The organism is Anaerospora hongkongensis (assembly GCF_004339805.1).
Lineage (GTDB): Bacteria > Bacillota > Negativicutes > Sporomusales > DSM-15969 > Anaerospora > Anaerospora hongkongensis.
On sequence record NZ_SLUI01000007.1, the window covers coordinates 1 to 18,869 of the forward strand.

19 protein-coding genes are annotated in these 18,869 nt (G+C 46.1%); 8 read left to right on the forward strand and 11 right to left on the reverse strand.

The window, feature by feature from the left end:
* Positions 1–102: 102 nt before the first annotated feature.
* The 3 genes from EV210_RS11125 to EV210_RS11135 all read right to left on the reverse strand — a co-directional run bounded on the left by EV210_RS11125 (position 103) and on the right by EV210_RS11135 (position 2,641).
* Complete coding sequence (locus EV210_RS11125; protein ID WP_132080103.1) at positions 103–687, reverse strand: helix-turn-helix domain-containing protein; 585 nt, start codon at positions 685–687, stop codon at positions 103–105.
* Positions 688–868: 181 nt separating this feature from the next.
* Complete coding sequence (locus EV210_RS11130; protein ID WP_132080106.1) at positions 869–1,570, reverse strand: Bax inhibitor-1/YccA family protein; 702 nt, start codon at positions 1,568–1,570, stop codon at positions 869–871.
* A 93-nt stretch (positions 1,571–1,663) separates the two neighbouring features.
* Positions 1,664–2,641 (reverse strand): LysR family transcriptional regulator, encoded by a 978-nt coding sequence (locus EV210_RS11135; RefSeq protein ID WP_132080109.1) that lies wholly within the window; start codon positions 2,639–2,641, stop codon positions 1,664–1,666.
* A gap of 170 nt (positions 2,642–2,811) precedes the next feature.
* Between EV210_RS11135 and EV210_RS11140 the strand changes: the two genes are divergently transcribed.
* Together EV210_RS11140 and EV210_RS11145 are read left to right on the forward strand one after the other, a co-directional pair.
* On the forward strand, positions 2,812–5,100 hold the full coding sequence (locus EV210_RS11140; protein ID WP_132080112.1) for a hydratase: 2,289 nt from the start codon (positions 2,812–2,814) through the stop codon (positions 5,098–5,100).
* A gap of 15 nt (positions 5,101–5,115) precedes the next feature.
* Positions 5,116–6,435 (forward strand): CitMHS family transporter, encoded by a 1,320-nt coding sequence (locus EV210_RS11145; protein ID WP_207900710.1) that lies wholly within the window; start codon positions 5,116–5,118, stop codon positions 6,433–6,435.
* Positions 6,436–6,500: 65 nt separating this feature from the next.
* Here the strand turns inward: EV210_RS11145 and EV210_RS11150 are convergent, their stop codons facing one another.
* The 5 genes from EV210_RS11150 to EV210_RS11170 form a co-directional block, all read right to left on the reverse strand.
* A complete protein-coding gene (locus EV210_RS11150) occupies positions 6,501–7,070 on the reverse strand; it encodes a carbonic anhydrase (RefSeq protein ID WP_165898876.1) in 570 nt (189 codons plus the stop codon).
* A 176-nt stretch (positions 7,071–7,246) separates the two neighbouring features.
* The gene (locus tag EV210_RS11155; protein ID WP_132080121.1) at positions 7,247–10,345 is read right to left on the reverse strand and encodes an efflux RND transporter permease subunit; all 3,099 of its coding nucleotides are present in this window, start codon (positions 10,343–10,345) and stop codon (positions 7,247–7,249) included.
* The gene (locus tag EV210_RS11160; protein ID WP_132080124.1) at positions 10,342–11,463 is read right to left on the reverse strand and encodes an efflux RND transporter periplasmic adaptor subunit; all 1,122 of its coding nucleotides are present in this window, start codon (positions 11,461–11,463) and stop codon (positions 10,342–10,344) included. Before EV210_RS11160 ends, EV210_RS11155 begins: the two co-directional genes overlap by 4 nt.
* A gap of 29 nt (positions 11,464–11,492) precedes the next feature.
* Positions 11,493–11,699, reverse strand: a complete 207-nt coding sequence (locus tag EV210_RS11165) for a hypothetical protein (RefSeq protein ID WP_132080127.1) — start codon at positions 11,697–11,699, stop codon at positions 11,493–11,495.
* Between the two features lie 115 nt (positions 11,700–11,814).
* A complete protein-coding gene (locus EV210_RS11170; protein WP_132080130.1) occupies positions 11,815–12,432 on the reverse strand; it encodes a TetR/AcrR family transcriptional regulator in 618 nt (205 codons plus the stop codon).
* Positions 12,433–12,588: 156 nt separating this feature from the next.
* On the opposite strand from EV210_RS11170, the gene EV210_RS11175 reads away from it, so the two are divergent.
* Together EV210_RS11175 and EV210_RS11180 are read left to right on the forward strand one after the other, a co-directional pair.
* On the forward strand, positions 12,589–13,215 hold the full coding sequence (locus EV210_RS11175; protein WP_132080133.1) for a hypothetical protein: 627 nt from the start codon (positions 12,589–12,591) through the stop codon (positions 13,213–13,215).
* Between the two features lie 30 nt (positions 13,216–13,245).
* The gene (locus tag EV210_RS11180) at positions 13,246–13,506 is read left to right on the forward strand and encodes a magnesium and cobalt transport protein CorA (RefSeq protein WP_132080136.1); all 261 of its coding nucleotides are present in this window, start codon (positions 13,246–13,248) and stop codon (positions 13,504–13,506) included.
* A gap of 62 nt (positions 13,507–13,568) precedes the next feature.
* Here EV210_RS11180 and EV210_RS11185 read toward each other — a convergent pair whose 3' ends face one another.
* A complete protein-coding gene (locus EV210_RS11185; RefSeq protein WP_132080139.1) occupies positions 13,569–14,234 on the reverse strand; it encodes a flavodoxin family protein in 666 nt (221 codons plus the stop codon).
* 125 nt (positions 14,235–14,359) lie between these two features.
* On the opposite strand from EV210_RS11185, the gene EV210_RS11190 reads away from it, so the two are divergent.
* A complete protein-coding gene (locus EV210_RS11190; protein ID WP_132080142.1) occupies positions 14,360–14,689 on the forward strand; it encodes a winged helix-turn-helix transcriptional regulator in 330 nt (109 codons plus the stop codon).
* A gap of 62 nt (positions 14,690–14,751) precedes the next feature.
* Here the strand turns inward: EV210_RS11190 and EV210_RS11195 are convergent, their stop codons facing one another.
* Positions 14,752–14,901 (reverse strand): small acid-soluble spore protein P, encoded by a 150-nt coding sequence (locus EV210_RS11195; RefSeq protein ID WP_132080144.1) that lies wholly within the window; start codon positions 14,899–14,901, stop codon positions 14,752–14,754.
* 425 nt (positions 14,902–15,326) lie between these two features.
* Between EV210_RS11195 and EV210_RS11200 the strand changes: the two genes are divergently transcribed.
* Complete coding sequence (locus EV210_RS11200; RefSeq protein WP_132080147.1) at positions 15,327–15,995, forward strand: flavodoxin family protein; 669 nt, start codon at positions 15,327–15,329, stop codon at positions 15,993–15,995.
* A gap of 55 nt (positions 15,996–16,050) precedes the next feature.
* On the opposite strand, the gene EV210_RS23455 is transcribed toward EV210_RS11200, so the two are convergent.
* On the reverse strand, positions 16,051–16,665 hold the full coding sequence (locus EV210_RS23455; RefSeq protein WP_132080150.1) for a M23 family metallopeptidase: 615 nt from the start codon (positions 16,663–16,665) through the stop codon (positions 16,051–16,053).
* A 195-nt stretch (positions 16,666–16,860) separates the two neighbouring features.
* On the opposite strand from EV210_RS23455, the gene EV210_RS11210 reads away from it, so the two are divergent.
* The gene (locus EV210_RS11210; RefSeq protein ID WP_132080153.1) at positions 16,861–17,961 is read left to right on the forward strand and encodes an efflux RND transporter periplasmic adaptor subunit; all 1,101 of its coding nucleotides are present in this window, start codon (positions 16,861–16,863) and stop codon (positions 17,959–17,961) included.
* A 212-nt stretch (positions 17,962–18,173) separates the two neighbouring features.
* Entirely contained in the window at positions 18,174–18,794 is a 621-nt protein-coding gene (locus EV210_RS11215; protein WP_132080156.1) for a superoxide dismutase, read from the forward strand.
* The last annotated feature ends 75 nt before the right edge of the window (positions 18,795–18,869 follow it).

Genomic DNA, 18,869 nt, shown 5'->3' on the forward strand with positions numbered 1-18,869 from the left:
GGTCGGTAACCTTTTCAGTGAGTCTTGAGACTCAGCTAGTAACATGCCCTTTTAGGGCTTAATCAAGCCACCCGTTTTACGGGTGGTTAGTGACTATTGTGCTTAAATCAATTGATAAAACAACTCGTGTTTGGAACAGTGAAAATAGAGTTTACCATGACCTTGTTTCGGCAGGCGGAATTGCATATTCCATTCCGGATACTGCTTGATCAGGGAGACTCTGTCCCCCGTTACATAAGCAGCGAAAGACAGGTAATGCTCTTTATGCATTTCATGGCAAGAGGAAATAAACAATTCATCTTCCATGGGCTCGATAGTCAACATATGATTTTCATCGGCTTTGGCCGCAGTTAATGGTTCCAGTTTTTTACCGCAGCAGGAGATATTCGCATCGCCCGTTGCTGTCAGCAGATTATTACACTGCGGGCAGACAAAGAATTTTAGTTTCTTCATATTTCCTCCAACAGTTTCGTTTAATTCGATTTTGCCTGACAGGATATCCTCAATGTTGACGCCAAGGGCTTGTGCCAGCTCCGGAAGCAGTGATACATCCGGACAGCCGAGACCGCGCTCCCATTTGCTGATCGCTTTATCGCTGATATTCATTACATCGGCCAGTTGTTTCTGGGTCATCGCTTTTTCTTTGCGCAAATTGAAGATTAACTTACCGGTTTTCTCGCAATCCATTGTTATCACCTCCGAAGCTTAGTTTAAAGGATAATGCCAGGGCTTTCAATAAACGAACCGTAGAGTGCGGTTGAAAAATGCGAACAGCTTAACGGGGAATATAGGTCTAGTATACAGGAAAATCCTGCGGCTATACCATTTGCAGGGCAAGAAAAAACACTGGCGTACCAGTGTTTTTTTGTTAACGCCGCTTGCCAAAAATGCGCAGTAAATAAAGAAAGAGATTAATAAAGTCGAGATATAAAGTCAGGGCACCAAGCACGGCAAATTTTCCTACCATTTCTTCATCGTCAAGACTATAGGCCATTTCCTTCAGCCGCTGCGTATCATAAGCGGTCAAGGCGACGAAGATCAGCACGCCGGCATAGGTGAGCAGCCACATAAGCGTAGAGCTTTGCAAAAACACATTGACCAGCGTTGCAATGACAAGGCCGATTACCGACATGAAGAGAATACTGCCCCATCTGCTTAAGTCGGCTTTCGTCAGATAACCATAAGCTGACATGGCACCAAAGGTACCGGCAGTAATAAAGAAGACGTTGGCAATGGAAGAATAAGTGTATAGCAGGAAGATGGATGCCAGGGTGAGTCCGTTCAAAGACGCATAGACAAAGAATAAAAAGCTCGCTGCCGTTGCACTGAGTGACTGAATGGAACGGCTCAACACGAACACGATCCCCAAATTGGCCAGCAGCAAACCATAGAATACCAGCTTACTGCCAAAGATCACACTCAGCAGCCACGGGGAATGCGCGGTATAATACGCGAGAATGCCTGTTGCCAAGAGGCCGGAGGTCATCCAGCCGTACACCTGCATAAAGAAGCTTTGCACCAGGGCAAGAGTTTTCGTATTACCCGCATAGGGAGAAGGGGTATGTTGCATTTGTATGACCAACTCCTTCAACTATATTTGGATGAATTTACTATACTACAGGGGAGTTGATCTGGCAATGCGGCTAGTTGTACTAAAACAGGCTTATTTATCCTGGGGAAAGCTGAAAAAATCGGGCAAGTCCGCCGGTGAGGAGGCAAACTTTTCGCTTACCATCTGGATAAATAACTGAGCAGCCTTAGAGATGTAGGCATTTTTCTGCACGGCTATGCACATCGTCCAATAAGGGGAATATTCCTCATCGATAAAATAGTAGTCAGGATAATAATTGCCTGGAAATATCGCGAGATACTGGCGGGGAACTAACGTTACACCAATACCTTCGCAAGCGAGCCGTCTGGCAGTCTCGTAGCTTTTTGTCGTTAACGCAATATTGGGGCTGATATTGGCCTTATTTAAAATCAGGTCGGTAATCTGCCTGATTTTTTGTTCGGGATTTAACATAATAAAGGGTTCGTTTGCCCACAACAGAAGATCGGTTTTGAGAAATTCCTTCTCAGGCTGCTGTACGGCATACGAACGCAGCGGATGATCTTTTTTGGTTACCAGCACCAGGGGATCTTTAAATAACGGATAAATATCCGTAGTCAAATGATGAGTATGTTCCTGAAAGGGCAAGGTATGCATAATGGCAAAATCAATTTCGCCCGAGGCCAGTGCCCGGTCTAATTCGGTGGAATTCTTTTCAATAATAACTACCTCAATATTGGGACAACGCCGTCTAAAGGCTGGTAAAACAACGGGCAGGATATGCGTGGCCAGGTACACGGTAATGCCAATAATAATGCGGCCTTTCTTGAGATTATTAATGTCGCTGACTTCAATTTCGAAATCACTGTAGATCTTTAAGATATCTGTTGCAATTTGATAATACCGCTCGCCTGCGAATGTCAGCAGCAGGCCGTTACTCGTGCGTTTAAACAATTTTGTACCAAGATTTAATTCGATTTTTTGCATACAGACACTTAAAGAAGGCTGCGATAAGAATAATTTTTGAGCAGCTTTGGAGAGGCTTTTTTCATCGGCTACTGTTTTAAAATATAATAGCTCACGCTCTGTCATTCGGTGCAGCTCCTTTGCATTATGGAATATAGAAAAAAGCTATACATGCTATTAAGGATTAAGTATTTGTTTATAGGATACCCCTATTATATAATCAGAGTCGGAGAATAACAAGAATATTCTAAAACCCGAAAAAATAGCACCAATACCACCATGCAAAGGATGATAAAATGGTCAACTTATATGACACCGGAGTGTATGTATTGAATGGCAGAGAGGTTGTCCGCGCTGACCAGCATGCTGCTGCCATTATTAAACAGAAAACAGGTAAAGAAATTACGCAGGCCGAGGCACGAAAAGGAACCATTTCGTATTCAATTCTTAACTCCCATAATACCTCGGCTGAGGAAAGTACCCTCAAATTAAAATTTGATACCTTAACATCGCATGACATTACCTATGTTGGCATTATTCAAACCGCCAGGGCCAGCGGTATGTCCGAATTTCCCGTACCCTATGTGCTGACGAACTGTCATAACAGCTTGTGTGCTGTCGGGGGTACGATTAATGAAGATGATCACATGTTTGCCCTGTCAGCTGCGCAAAAATACGGCGGCATTTATGTACCGACCAATATAGCCGTTATCCATTCCTACAACCGGGAAATGATGGCCAAATGCGGCCGGATGATTTTAGGCTCTGACAGCCATACCCGCTATGGTGCTCTTGGTACCATGGGAGTCGGCGAAGGCGGCGGTGAGCTTGCCAAGCAGCTGCTGAAGAAAACCTATGATGTTGCTGCACCGCAAGTAATCGGCATTTATCTGACAGGCAAGCCCCAGCCCGGCGTAGGGCCGCAGGACGTTGCCCTCAGCATCATTGGCAAAGTTTATGCCAATGGCTATGTTAAAAATAAGGTTATGGAATTCATTGGTGACGGTGTCGCGCATCTTCCCATCGAATACCGCAATGGCATCGATGTGATGACAACGGAGACTACCTGCTGGAGCTCGATCTGGTGTACCGACGAGAAGGTGCAGGAGTATTACGCCATACATGGCAGACCGGAAGATTATGCCACACTAGAGCCAGGTGCTATTGCTTATTATGACGGCTTAGTGTATGTAGACCTTGCTGCTGTTAAGCCTACTATTGCTATGCCATTTCACCCCAGCAACATTTATACGATTGAAGAATTGAAAGCCAATCCTATAGATATCATGCATAAAGTACAAACAGAAGCGCGTGAGCAGTTTGACAATCCCAATTTGACCTTTGATCTTACTAGCAAAGTACGCAACGGTGAGATTTATGTGGATCAGGGTATAGTTGCCGGCTGTTCGGGCGGAACCTATGACAATGTCGTTGCTGCTGCCAACATTCTGGAAGGTCACAGCACCGGTAATGGCGCGTTTAGCATGAGTGTATACCCTGGCAGCCAGCCTGCTTATAGCGAACTGGTGAAAAACGGTACCATTGCCTCCTTGATGGATGCAGGCGTTATTATTCGTGAAGCCTTCTGTGGTCCCTGTTTTGGTGCCGGTGATACGCCTGCTAATCAGGAATTTTCCATTCGGCATACAACCCGCAATTTCCCTAACCGGGAAGGCTCCAAACCAAATGAAGGCCAAATTTCGTATGTGGCATTGATGGACGCCCGCTCGATTGCTGCAACAGCGAAAAACGGCGGCCGACTTACAGCTGCAACTGAACTGGACGTTACGTACCACACACCGGTATATACCTTTAGCAAAAGCATTTACGACAAACGGGTCTATAACGGTGTAGGACGAGCAGAACCGGCGGTTGAGCTGCAATTCGGCCCCAATATCAAGGACTGGCCGGTGATTCCCCAACTGACCGAGAATCTCTTATTGAAGGTAGTCAGTTATATTACGGACCCGGTTACGACTACAGATGAACTAATTCCTTCGGGCGAAACCTCCTCTTTCCGTTCTAACCCGCTGCTGTTGGCTGAATTTACCTTAAGCCGGAAGGATCCCGGCTATGTAAAAAAAGCCAAAGAGGTTCAGCATTATGAACAGCTGAGAACAGAACAGAATGCAGAGCTTCTGACCAGTGAGTTACAGGACGTTTACGCTAAAATTAAAACGATTACGGGCTGTGAAACCATCGATCCCTACCAGGTAGGGATTGGCAGTACCATTTTTGCCAACAAGCCAGGTGATGGTTCGGCCAGAGAGCAGGCTGCCTCCTGTCAGCGCGTGCTGGGAGCATGGGCTAATCTTGCCAAAGAATATGCAACCAAACGTTACCGTTCCAATCTCATCAACTGGGGAATGATTCCTTTTCTGGTGCCGGGAGAACCGGTATTTACCAAAGACAGCTATCTTTTTATTCCAAACTTACGCAGTGCCATAGCAGAAGGGGCAGCTCAAATCACAGCCTATGTGATTGATGATGGCCCGGTTAAGGAATGCAGCCTGTCGGTGGGGGAACTTACCAGTGATGAAAAAGAAATTATCACTGCCGGATGTTTGATTAATTATTACAAGTAGGGAGGGGAAGTACTGATGATAACTGCAATCGCCTATACACTCATTGCCGTCTTTATGGTTCTCATTATGAAAAAGAAACTGACACCCTTTGTTGCCCTTGCGGTTGTTCCTATTCTTTTTGGCATGGCTGGTGCCGCGATGGGATACTGGTCAGCTGATATTGGCAAGTTTGCCCTCGATGGGTTAAAAACAACTTCTGTTACTGCTATTATGCTGCTATTTGCCGTACTGTTTTTTACAACGATGATTGATGCGGGATTGTTTGATCCCCTTTCCAATTCCATGATCCGTTTTGCCAAAGGCGATCCGTTGAAAGTAATGGTTGCCACTGTTTTGTTATCGGCAGGCGTATCCTTTAATGGAGATGGGACTTCGACGATGATTATTGTCTGTTCAGCACTAGTGCCGATCTATAAAAAGCTCAAGATGAAAATGCTTGATCTGGCTGTGCTGACAATTCTTGCTCATTCGATTATGAATCTTCTGCCCTGGGGCGGACCTACGGCCAGGGTAATTGTGGCGTTAGGCCTGAATGAAGCGGAAGTACTGCGCGGTCTCGTGCCGATAATGGTTGTTGCCGAGATTTATGTCCTGATTGTTGCCGTATTCATGGGACTCAGTGAGAGAAAACGCTTAGGCGTTACAGAGCTTAGTGAGGCCCAGCTTAATGAAATGCTGACAATTGCTGATCCTGAAATTCAAGATATTCGCCGTCCTAAAATGGTTTGGATCAATTTGCTGATCGTGGTAGCAGCGATTGCCCTGCTGATCGAAGGATCCATTAAATCGGTTATTATTTTCCTCGTTGGCACAACGCTTGCCCTGCTGGTTAACTATCCGAATATTAAAGATCAGCGCGCCCGTATTGAAGCGAATGCGCCGGATGCTTTGCAGGTCAGTCTGGTTATTATCAGTGCCGGTATTTTTATGGGGATACTCAACGGTACAGGAATGGCAGATGCCATTTCCAAAAGCATGGCAACTGTTATTCCGCCAAGCCTGGGCAAATACTGGGGTCTGTTTACCGGCCTGATTTCCTGTGCGGGAACTGTTTTCTTAAGTAATGACGCTTTTTACTACGGTGTACTGCCGGTCCTGGCGAAGGCCGGTTACAATTACGGCTTTACCCCGATGCAGCTGGGATTTGCGTCTTTATACGGTCAAGCTTTTCACTTATTAAGTCCGCTGGTTCCTTTCATCTATGTCCTGCTGCGGATGACGGATGTTGATATGTGGGAATGGCAGAAAAAGAGTGCATTAATTGGCGGTATTGGCATCTTCATTATCTATGTTGTAGTTGGCAGCATCGTGGGATTATGCCCGATCTCTCTATAAAGTTTTGAAAAAGCGGTATGAGACGCAGTTCGTCTCATACCGCTTTCAAGTAAAGATGCCTGGGTTTAGAAAAAGAGCACTTTCCCGCTTTTCATACAATACATGGCACCAATGATTTTAAGCCGGCCTGTTGAGATGGCTTGCTGCAAAAGCGGACTGGTTGTGAGCCTGTTAATGCTTAGATAGACGTTATTAACAATGGCATTTGTCAGTAGATTGCCACATTGGGTTCTCGCCGCTCTTACGGCAGGCTGTATTGCGTCAATAACTTCCTGGATCTGGCCGGGCTGCGGATAACCGGCGACTGCTGCCTCGACTGCCCCGCAATCCTGATGGCCCAGAACCGCGACAAGCCTCACGCCGAGATACTTAACCGCGTATTCAAGGCTGCCGAGAGCGATGCTGTCTACCACTTGACCGGCAGTTCTTACAACAAAAATATCGCCCAGCCCTTGGTCGAATATGATTTCCGGCGGTACCCGTGAATCAGAACAACTCATAATGGCGGCAAAGGGGAAGTGACCTCTGGTTAATTCCCGCCTTCTGTCAGCGCCGGTATCGCCATAGGCGTATCTTTCTGTCACATAGCGCCGGTTGCCATGCATTAGTTCAGATAAGGCCTGATAAGCATGCATGAGTATTCTCCTTATCAAAATATTCATTAGCCAGAGCAACTGTAGGAACCTTATAGTTTATTACATAATATGTTTCTATTTGGTAAAATGCTCCTGGTGATGTACGGAGGTCATGAAAAGAAAAAAACTCCCGGCAGATCCGCTAAGATTTGCCGGGAGTTTTTTTGTCGTAGTTATTAACATATGGTACTGCTGACATTGACTTTAGCAGAAGCCTCTACAGTTGCAGGCGGTTGTGCTTTATACCAGGCTGCATACATAGCCGGTAAAACCAGCAGTGTAAGCACGGTAGCGCCGGATAAGCCTGCGGCAATGGCTACAGCCATAGGCCCCCAGAACGTACTGGAGATCAAGGGGATCATTGCCAGAATGGCTGCTGCTGCTGTTAGCAGGATAGGGCGGCAGCGGATGACTGTGGCAGAAATGATCGCATCCCATAACGATTCACCAGCTGCAAGCAGCTGATCAATCTGATCCATCAAAATAATGGTATTGCGCATAATAATCCCCGCTAAGGCCAATATCCCTAATTGTACAACAAAGCCCATAGGACTGTTGGTTAGGAAGAGGCCGATTGCTACGCCAATGATGCCAAGCGGTGCAGTAAGTAAGGTCAGCACCATTTTAGGGATATTCTGCAGCTGAATCATGAGCAGAATCATAATGGTAAGAATCATCAAAGGTACAGGCTCAGTAATGAATTTGACTGCTTTCATACTGTCCGCTTTCGAGCCATCGTACTCAATACTGTAGCCTGGCGGCAGATTAGCCCGCAGCTCAGCGAGACTGTTATAGACTTGCTCGGCAACATCATCACCCATTGCTCCGGGAACCAGTTCTGCCTGGACAATAATCATCGGTTTTAAGTCACGGCGGTAAATTAAACCGTCTTCAGCTTCAAAACTGATTTTGGCAATTTGGTCAAGCGGTACATATTTACCATTGCCGATATGAATATTAAGGTCCTTTATACGGGAAGGGTCGTTTCTGTCCTGAGAGGCATAGCGAAGAACCAAGCTGACGGTTTTATCGCTTTCCCGGAATTCGGCAATAGGTGCACCGGATAATTGGGTTTGAAGAGCGGTAGCCAGGCCTTGAGAGGTGATACCTAGCTGGCGGGCTTTAGCCTGATCAATTTCCAGATGCATAACCTTGCTTTGTTCATTCCAATTGAGATTGACGTTTTTGGCACTAGGATGGGCAGCCATAATAGTACGCATTTTTTCGGCAATTTCACGGACTTTATCAATGTCATAGCCCTTTACCCGCAGCATAACCGGATAGTCGGAAGACGGGCCATTGAGGATAACCTTAGAGTGTACCTGCACACTGGGAAACTCTTTGTTTAAGAGCTGATTCACTTCTGTACGCAGGTCGTCCCGTGCTTTGGCATCTTTGGCAACAATGATGAATTCGGCAAAGTTTGATTTGTTGAAAGTAGGTTCAAAGCTTAAAACAAAACGGGGAGCACCTTCACCTACGTGATACGTGTAGTAAGCAATCTGAGGATTACCATCCAGCTTTTGGGCAACCTGGCTAGCGATTTCTTCCGTGTTTCTTAGCGAAGCTCCTTCCTGCAGGTGCAGCTGGACAATGAGCTCCGGACGGGTGGAGGCCGGGAAAAACTCATTTTTGACGAGACCTAATAAGGCAATCGCCGCAAAAAACGCAGCTATAGTAGCACTTAAGACTGCTTTGCGATGAGTCAGGCACCAGATAAGAACCTGTTTAAACAGGCGATAGAACTTCGTATCATGAACATTATGTTCCTGAGCATCTGCGGTTTTCGGTTTAATCTTAATGAACAGATACCCTAATAAAGGAGTGGCTGTGCTGGCCACGATCCAGGAGGTAAGCAGGGAAATGGCAACAACCGAGAAGATGGTGGAAGTGAATTCAGAGGCAGAGCCTTTGGAGAATCCGACAGGGATAAAGCCTGCGCAGGTAATCAATTCACCAGTTAAGCGGGGATAGGCTGTTGATGTGTAGGCGAAGCAAGCCGCATTGAAGCGGTCCCAGCCTTGCTCCATCTTAACGATCATCGTCTCAATGGTAATAATAGCATCATCAACCAGCAGCCCTAAGGCAATGATGAGCGCCCCGAGGGATATTCGCTGCAGTTCAATGCCCATGATGTGCATAAAGGTGAACACTGCGGCAATGACCAGGGGAATACATAAGGCGACAATAATACCGGAGCGTACGCCCAGACTGACAAAACTGACAAGTAAAACAATGATAATTGCTTCTGCCAGGGACTTGATAAACTCATCAATTGAGGTTTTTACTACCTTAGGCTGGTTGACAGTCTGATGAATTTCCAAACCGGCAGGCAATTCTTGGTTTATTTGAGCAATTGTTTGCTCTAAATCTTCGCCCAGGGTAAGAATATTGCCGCCTGGCTCCATGGCAAGGGAAATACCTAAGGCTGGCTGGCCGTTATAAAAAAATTTAGGATCGGTTGGTTCGGCATAAGCCCTGGTTACTCCGGCAATATCACCTAGGCGGAAGGTGCGCCCGTTAGCCTCAAGGGGAATGTTCCGGATATCTTCCACCTGTCCAAACATACCGGTAACCCGTAAATAAATATTATCAGTAGCCGTCTCCAGCATACCGGAGGCACTCAGGGTATTTTGCGTCTGGAGGGTGGAGATGATTAAGGCAGGATCAATTCCCAGCTGGGCTAGTTTGTTGTTTTCCATCTCAATGTAAATCTTTTCTGTTTGTACACCTAATAGCTGTACTTTTTTGACGCTGGGAACACTCAGCAAAATGCGGCGGATTTTTTCCGCTTTTTCGCGCATCTCTTCATATGTATAACCGTCGCTGGTGAGCGCATATACCACACCGTATACTTCGTCAAAACGGTCATTAAACATGGGCTCGGTAACGCCAGCCGGTAACGTACTTTTCATGTCATTGACCATGTTGCGGGCTTCCAGCCAGCTGGAACGGACATCTTTTTGAGGAACCGTATCTTTCAGATTGACGTAAATAACCGTAACTCCCGGGCTGGAATAACTCTTCAAATAATCAAGCCCCGGTAAATCTTGCAGCTTTTTTTCGACTTTGTCAGTGACCTGTTCTTCCATTTCACGGGCAGTGGCTCCTGGCCAGGCAACCGTGACTACCATCTGTTTAATCGTAAAATTCGGGTCCTCCATGCGGCCTAGCTTGTTATATGAGACGAGGCCGGCTAGGAAGAAAAGCCCAATAAAGAAATAGATAAATTGTTTATGATTCATTGACCATTCGGTTAAATTGAACTTACTCACAATGACTCACCACCGACTTTTACCTTTTGTCCCTCGCTGAGCTTATGTACTCCCGCTGTTACGATACGGTCACCTTGCTGCAGGCCGCTGAGCACTTGAATGGTTCCATTGCCCCAATTACCTGTTTGAATGGGACGTAAGGAAAGTGTATCAGCTGTTACTACCCAGACCGCCGGAGTGTTGCCGGCTTGGTAAACAGCAGTCAGTGGGATATAGACAGCTTGCTGCACATTGCTGTCTACGCTTACGGCGGCAGTCATACCCAGTTTTATTTCAGGCGGCGGGTTCAGCAAGCTGATGCGTACTTTGAAGGTGCGCGTAGCCGAATCAGCCATTGGGGCAATTTCCCTTACTTTACCATCCAGTATTTTATTAGCTAATGCCCAAAAGGTCACTTTGATGGTTTGTGCCTGGCGCAGCTCGTCAATGCGATTCTCTGGAACGCTGATCTCTATTTCCCGCTCGCCGTCTTGCACTACGGTAATAATGGTTTGCCCTGCGGTGACTACCTGGCCGATTTCAGCAGATATGCCGGATACGATGCCTGGCTTGTCGACCGTAAGCAGACTATAATCCAGTTGATTAGTACCTTGTTCATATTGGGCCGAAGCTTGCTGCACACCAGCCGCTGCTACGGTATAAGCAGTGACGTATTGATCGTAAACCATGCGTCCCACAGCACCTTGTTCATAGAGCTGACGATAGCGGTTTAAATTGCTTTCCGCCAGCTCAAGCTGTGCCTGGGCTGAATAGATCTGGGCAGAATTGCTGTTTACAGTTTGCTGAATATCTTTGGCATCAATTTGCATTAATACCTCACCGGGATGAACGGTGCTGCCTAACTGGACATTTCGTTTAATAATTTTTCCGTTGACCTGGAAGGCCAGCTGGGTTTCATAACGTCCACGAACATCGCCGGAATACGTATATCCCTGCGTGTTGTTTGTGGTGTCAATGACAGCAGTACGTACTATGGTGACTTGCTGCATTGCGGCAGCAGGCTTGTTGTGGACTTTCCAGGCAATACCGCCAATGATACTGAGCCCGATGATTGCTGTGGCTAAAGCATAAGTTAGTTTCTTTTTTGGTACTTTACTTAGAATTTGTAATGGATGCATGGTTTCTCTCCTTTATTTATGTAAAATTTTTAACCTTCCAGGGGAATGAGCTTAACAGATGGTTTTTCATACGAACAAATATGTAGTAATTGTCCATCGCTGATTAACTCGATTCTTTCCAGATTGCGGCCTTCCCAGGCCCAGTCCTGGATGATTTCAGCCACAATGGTATTGATTTGCGTTAATGATAGTGGCAGGTCCACCATAACGGGTATGCCTTGAATCGTAGTGCGCACTCGTAAATCCTCCTTAGAATAAATTAATTGAATTCATTCAAATAATAGGGTTAAAAAAACCGCCCAGCCAGTTTCGTGGTTGGTAGGCGAGTTTTTTAGCTCAACACATGTGTGATTACATCGATATTTGGATGGTTCCCTCTTGCGCTCCCAGCGTTTTTTCGATGAGAGTCCCGGCCATTTTTAAGCGCAGGGCCAAAAGTTCTGCAGGCATTTTCTCAGGTAGCGAAACAATTAGAAAATCCAGCATTAGCAGGATGAAATCAAGCGCAGTTTGCGGATGGGGTACATGGAAATAATCCTTTTCGATTCCTTCCGCAATAACGTTTAGCAGCCAGGGGGTAAGCGAGAGATTGCAATGCCGGGATATGCGATACTTGATATGCAGCTGCTGTTCATCATGTAATAAGTCAAGAAACAAGCCGTCCTTGTATTGGACACCTCGAAGCCCGGTATAGACCATTAATTCAATTTTGCGAGGTGGTGCAATCGTTTCCGAATAGGCAATATCTTTTGCCTCAGACAGAATGGAAGCAGCGTGGCGATTAATCAGTGCTTCCAATATGTCTTCTTTTGACTTGAAGTAGTAATAAAGCATCCCCTGGGCAGTACCCATCATTTTAGCAATATCGCTGATGGTGGTGCCACGATAGCCTTTGTCAGAAAACAACTGTTCTGCAGTATCTAAAATCTCTGTAATTCTAATTTGTGGATCTTGAGGAGTTCTAGCCATTGTAACACCTCTAAATTTGAAGATGTTCAAATTATAAACAGAGCAGAAGTTGTTGTCAAGAATTTTTCGTCCGGCGCGAGGCAGCAGGATTTTTAGCAATTGGGGGTAATTGTTTAAGAAGAGGAAAGGCGAGCACGTTTGATAGGAGCGATACATGTGAATCAAGTAAGGCTCAAAGAAGCGGAGGAAAGATTCTTAATCCGGTATCCCGGTGGTTTTGCTAATCAGGAAATCCTCCAAATCGCCAAGAAACATAAGATTGAGAAGATGAAGAAACTAGCACAGGATTGCTTTTCACCTGAACAATTTGCAAGTGCCGAACAGATTGTTGAGTCTATGCAAAAAGTAATCAGCCAGTCTTCTCTAATTTCCATCTTTGAAAAGCCCAAATTTAGAGATGTGATAAAGAGCCTGAATGCCAATGAGAAAGAACATTTAGCGCATGGCCTGAAGGAATTCTTGCATGGTGATCAAGCCTTTGGATTTCGATTGATCACGGGCCTTCTCCAAGAGTACAAGCTGGCAAAATGGCCTCTTGTAACGGTCTGTTCTGTGTATTATCATCCTGATAAAGAGATTTTCATTAAACCTACCACGACAAAAGGCATTATCGCACACTTTGAATTAACCGGACTAAAATACAATTCTACGCCAACTTTCGAATTTTATCAGGCGTACCGGGAGCAGCTTCTGCAAATGAAGCAGTCGGTCGACGTTTCCCTGCAGGTAGACAATGCGGCCTTCTGTGGCTTTCTCATGATGGCTATGGACAAGCCATTATAAACAAGTACTACAATATAGTTAGGAGATGTTATGTTGCTACCACTAAAAAAAGTGGCTGCTTTTCTTATGAGCATCGATCAGGAAAGAGGCCAAAGCATTATTGCTTTAATGGATAATGCGGAAATCCGGGCTGTTGTTACGGAGATAAAACGCCTGCCGGATTTTTCCGAGGAAGAAAAAGACGGCTTTCGGGCGGAGTTCAAGGGGTTAGGTTATACAGAACAGATGAATCCTTCGGAAGTACTGATGATGATGCGCCTTTTGTTTAATGGCAGCAGAATTAGCAGATAAGGGCAAAGCAACAGCACCGTCATATTGACAGTGCTGTTGCTTTATCTTGTGGGATGCGATTATTACTGAGTTAATTCAGCAATGCTTTTCGTTGCAAATTTGACGCCCAGCTCAAACGCTTTTTTACAGTCCTCGGGAAAGACTTCCTGGCGGCGCTTGGCCTTGGCGGCAGCATCAAATGCCGTAACGACATATCTATCGTAATCGCTGAACTGATAGGTATCCGTTACATACAAGGATTCGGTAGCACCGAAAGTCCGTTTAAAAGCGGTTTCCGTCGCGGAAAGTGTTTTGTCATAACCCCATTCGGGGACCATTTCAGCGGTAATGTTCATGGTGTAAATGAAGCCTACCGGTCTTTTCTTTTCAAGCAGTGAAGAGTAGTTTTTATCATAGACCAGATAGGGGAAGGCCATACGCTCAATCAGTGATCTCATTTCACCGGTGACGTTCCCAAAGTAAATTGGCGACCCCAAGAAAATCGCATCCGCGGCTGCAATTTTGTCCAAAACAGGCGAGAGTTCATCCTGGAACGCACATTTGCCATAGCTTTTGCCTCCTTTTAATTTACAGGCAAAACAGCTGATACACCCTTTGTAATTGAGGTCATAGAGATGAATGAGTTCAGTGGCAGCACCTGTAGAAGCTGCTCCTTCCAGGGCATTGTTCAATAAGGTTGCCGTATTCCAGTTTTTCCTGGGGCTGCCGTTAATGGCTAAAACATTCATGAAAATATCCTCCTTTACTACTTGACCTTGTATACCTGTTAGTATTATATATTGTTATGGGAAAACAAGTAAGTATGCACATGTTTGTTATATACTAACCTTTAGGTAAGTAAAGGAGCACGGTTATGAACAGCTTTGAAAAGGAATACGGAAAATGTTCTATGTATTATACGCTGTCCATTTTGGAAGGCAAATGGAAATGGATTATCTTATGGGAAATATTCCAAGCGGAAGTGATTCGCTATAATCAGCTAAAAGAGCGGCTGCAGCCAATTGCTCATAAAACGCTAAGCCATCAGTTAAAAGAACTGGAAAGCAGCAAGCTTATTCACCGGGAGCAATACAATCAGATTCCTCCCAAGGTGGAGTATTGGCTGACGGCAAAGGGGAAAACGCTGATCCCTATATTGGAACTAATGTATCAATGGGGAGAACAAAACCGGGAAAATGAGTAAGCAGCTTGACGATTAAAAAATGATGCCCTGCAGTTCAGCGTAAGAACTGCAGGGCATTTACCTTAAGAGCCTTCTCCGTGGCGATGGCCGGTGTGGTTTCTATTTTTGACTTTTTTTGATCCTGAAAGTGGCTCAGTCAAACTGCTGTCATCATTTTTTTCCCGTTTAGGAGATTCAGGCAGATCTACAGGGTAAGCTTCGGGTTTAGACATGGTATCGCCTCCTGTTTTCTCATCATAATTCGGCTGAGTTTGAATCTTAATATATAGCTTTCGGCAGCTCGCCTTGTTTTATTCCTGGCAGATTTGGTTAAGATTAATTTGGTTCATGCAGGTTAATACTACAGTAAATAAAGGAAAATAATGAAACCACCTACCCGCTCTACGAGATGATCAGTTATGTGTATGGTGCCTTGCCCGTAGGATCAATGTGGATTCTGAAATATACGTATCGGCGGTTTTGGCTGTACACCGCTTTTCAGCTCGTAGGATAAGGCGTAACATAAGTAACCCTTAGCCTTAAACTGACTCTACGGTGCGTTCATTGCTCAGCGCTGAATGGTGCTTTATACTGAATTTGCGGCAATGCTAACGCTGAAAACAGCATTGCTCTATAACAAGAAAGAGGGGAATGGACAATGAAAATAACAGCTTTTAACGGCAGCCCTCAGGCAGAGAAAAGCGCTACGCATGTGATTGTGCAGAAGTTTCTGGAGGGCGCTGAAGCAGCAGGGGCGGCAGTTGATAATGTGTTTTTAATCAATCAGAATATTAATCACTGTACCGGTTGCTTTGCTTGCTGGTTTAAAACACCGGGGCGCTGTATTTTTAATGATGACATGGAGCTGCTTCTGGAAAAGTATATGTCTTCCGATATAATTTGTTTGGCTACGCCTGTTTACACTTGGAATATGACGGCAGCACTAAAGAACTTTGTCGACCGCCTGGTGCCTTTGCGCTGTCCGGTGGCCACTCAGGCTGAGGGGCGGTATGATATGAATGTGAGAATGAAGTTTCCTGAAGCAGTGGTGATCTCCAACGCTGGGTTTCCCGGTGAGAATAACTTCGCGACCATAAAAGAAGTCTTCAAGTCCGCTAACCCGGTGGTGGAAATATACAGGAATTGCGGTAAGCTTCTTAAAGCCAGTAATCCGGAACTGAAAGCTGTTGTCGAGGAATATTTAGGCTATGTGAAGCAAGCGGGTTTTGAGCTTGGCAGTGGTCAATCCGTATCTGACACTACCAAAGAAAAACTGCAAATGGAGCTAGTTCGCCCTGACCAGTATATAAAAATGATGAATATATGAAAAAGCCAGCCATGGTCTCAAAGGATTGAGGCGCAAGGCTGGCTTTTTTACCGTTCTAGTACTGTACGAGATATTTCATTGGATCCACTGCGGTATCATTTACACGGACTTCATAATGCACATGGGGGCCGGTACTTTTTCCCGTACTGCCGGCATAAGCAATAACCTGCCCTTTCTTAACGGTCTGACCGGCTTTAACAGCAAGCTGTGAGTTATGGCCGTATAGGGTGCTGATACCGTTGCCGTGATTAATCTGCACCAGATTGCCATAGCCGCCTGCCGGTCCGCTCATGATAACTTCTCCGTCGGCGGTAGCGACAACCGGAGCACCCATCGTATAGGCAATATCGATGCCGGGATGCAGCTCATTGCCGTCACCAAACGGCGAGATGCGCCAGCCGAAGCTGGAAGTGACTGTTCCCCGGGCAGGCCAGATCGAGGGTGTTGCCGTCAGGGCGGCAGCAGGCTGAGCGAATGCCGGACGGGGAAGCGGGGCTGCCAGACTGCCGGCTGCAGGTGTTAAGGCTCCTGTTGCCTGTACTACCTGGGCACTGCCAACGGGCTGCAGTTGGAACTGGTCGAAGAGAATTACCGCGGCTAAGAGCATAGCACATAATAGGTAAACGTGCCGTGGCACGAATTGATTCAGCTTTTGAATAGGGTTAAGCATACCCGATACCTCCTTGGCAGCTGTAGGTGATCCAAAATAATCTCATTGTTGTCTGACGGAACTGCCTTTACCATTATAAATGAAAATAGAGCTGCTGTCCAAGGTGATAAAGCGCTGCCAAATTACGAGACTTGACGATCCTGGGCAAACGTGAGACTATAATAACGGCCAAGGCGTTAGATTGGAGATGATAACATGCAGGGATCAATACAGCAATATCGTAAGCTGATCATTGGAATCACAGTACTGGTGCTTGCAGGCTGTCTGATCAGTGCCATTCATTTTACCCAGCAGCGAATGAACCAGCGCACGCCGGTGACAGTCACGGCGGCTCCTGTCAGCACAGTGAATAAGCCGCTCTTTATTGAACGGAAAGGTTCGGCAGTGTATGCAACGAAGGTTCCTGTCTATAGTGAGGGAACAGGGCAGGTCACCGAGGTCTATGTACAGGCAGGTCAGGCAGTAAAAGCGGGTGAGCCGCTGATGAAGCTGGAGCTTAGCGGCGATGGCGCTGCGGCAGCTCCCGGTTCCCAGGTGGCGGACACTACTGTCTCCAAGGAAATATATGAAAATGCGTTAAAAGAATATAACCGGTACCAAAAACTCTATGAGATTGGCGGTATCGCCCGTAAACAGCTCGAAGCTGCTGAAACACGGCTGCAGGCGGCACAGGCTGGCATAGAAAGCCAGCAGGGCAGTCCAATCGCAGGGACCGTAGCAAGCGGCCCGGTTACCGTCCAAGCGCCGATTGACGGCATTATTACCGGCAGCGTGGCAGTTGCAGGCAGTGCCATTTCGTCAGGGCAGGAGCTTATGGCGCTTGGCAGCGGGCAGGATGTGGAAGTGGTCCTGCCATTGGAACAAAGTGAACTATATATCGTTCAGCTGGGCGCACAGGCTGTTATACAAGCAGGTGAGCAGCAGCTGGCCGGACAAGTAGCCAGTATTTATCCGGAAGTAAAAGATAAACAAATTGCCGCATTTATGGCGCAGCTTAAACTGCTGCAGTCACCGGCAAATAGTCTAACTCCGGGCACCGCTGCCAGCGTGAGGATCGCGACCGGTCAGGAAGCTGCCGTAGCCGCCCTGCCTGCTGCGGCCTTGCTCCAGGATGAAAAAGGGGCGTACTATGTGTTCCTGGCGGTTGAAGGGAAAGCAGTCAGCCAGCAGATTACTATTGGAGAAGTTATTGGCGAGCAAGTGGAAATCACTACTCCGCTCCCGCAGGACAGCCTGGTGATTACCAGCAATATTGACCAGCTTAAACAGGGGGACAGTGTTATCGTTGCGCAATAAAATTACAGCGATGGTTTTTTACACAAAACTACTAGTCAATGATTTGGCTGGTAGTTTTTTTATTAGTTAGAGAACAAGTAAGCGTCTTAATAAATAATTATTATCAATAAAATTTATCTTTTTGGTAAAAAGTACTTGAATTTTTCCGATCGGAATAGTATGATATAAATAAATAAAACGTAGCTTACATAGCACTTAAGGAGGTTTGTTATATGAAACAGGTAGAATTAAAATATGGTTTTGAGGCTTTGGAGCCTTTTATTGATGAAGCAACAATGAGAACGCATTATCAAAAGCATCATGCGACTTATACGAATAACTTTAATGCGGCACTGGAAAAGCTGCCGGAGCTGGCTGGTAAAACCGATGCGGAGATTCTTTCGAATTTAAGTGTAATTGCCGATGCGGGACTACGGACAGCCGTTCAAAATAATGGCGGCGGATTTTACAATCATAATCTGTACTTCTCGACCATTTCGCCTGAGGGCGGCAAAGTGCCGGCGGGGGTACTGGACGGGCAGTTAGAACGGGATTTTGGCAGCTTTGCGGAATTTAAGGAAAAAATATCAGCAGCGGCTATCGGGCGATTTGGTTCGGGCTGGGCCTGGCTGTCCAGTGATGCCGCCGGTAAGCTGGCCATTACCTCAACTCCCAATCAGGATAATCCGCTAATGGAATCCAATGGAACATGGACTCCGATTCTGGCGATTGATGTGTGGGAACATGCTTATTATCTGAAATATAAAAACTTGCGGGCCGATTACGTTAAAGCCTTTTTTGAAGTAATCGACTGGCAGGAAGTTGCCAAGCGTTACGAACTGGCAGTTCGTTAAGAAACTGCCGCACCTGCAGCCGGTAAGGGGCTGCAGGTGTTTTTTTGCTTTCAGCAGGGAATCCCGTCCTTCAAC